1 protein-coding gene is annotated in these 725 nt (G+C 31.6%); it reads left to right on the forward strand.

Translation table 11 applies throughout. The features are described from left to right. Positions 1–228 precede the first annotated feature (228 nt). A partial coding sequence (locus tag Z054_RS29655) for a carboxypeptidase-like regulatory domain-containing protein (RefSeq protein WP_035093932.1) occupies positions 229–725 on the forward strand: 497 nt, incomplete at its 3' end.

Below are 725 nucleotides of genomic sequence, written 5' to 3' on the forward strand. Positions count from 1 at the left end.
TGGAAACTAAACTTTACAAAAATCGTAAACAAAACTAAAATCCCATATCCTTCTTTCTAAAACATTACAAAGGGGATTGATAAGAAAAGACAAATAGGAATATCATCTTAAAAGTTAATCATAGATATACTTCTACGTCTTAAATCTTTCTACAAAATTATGGATCAGGTACTTGGGAAAATACCAAAAGATCCGTCAAGTAATTTTAAAATTTAATAAAACAAACTAATGAACACAAAAATTAATCTTTCGGTTATACTCATGCTGATTTTTTGTACACTAGGTTTTGCACAAGAAAAAACAGTATCCGGTAAAATAACAGAGGATTCTGGGATTCCTCTTCCAGGAGTAAATATTCTAGTCAAAGGAACATCATCTGGTGCACAATCTGATTTTGATGGTAATTACTCTTTGCAGGTAGAAGCAGGTCAAACACTTATTTTTTCTTATCTGGGTTTTAAAACAGAAGAAAAATTAGTAGGAAATGAGACTACAGTAAATATGACGATGTATCAAGATGCTACTTCACTAGATGAAATCGTAGTAACAGCTCTTGGTATAAGTAGATCTAAAAAATCTTTGGGATATGCAACTCAAAAGATAGAATCAGAAGATATTAGCAAAGCTAAAGGTGTAAACTTTGTGAATTCATTGTCTGGTAAACTTGCCGGTGTTACGGTTTCTAGAAATAATAACTTCGGAGGTTCGACAAATGTGATTATCAG

The sequence above is a fragment of the Aquimarina macrocephali JAMB N27 genome (genome assembly GCF_000520995.1).
GTDB lineage: Bacteria > Bacteroidota > Bacteroidia > Flavobacteriales > Flavobacteriaceae > Aquimarina > Aquimarina macrocephali.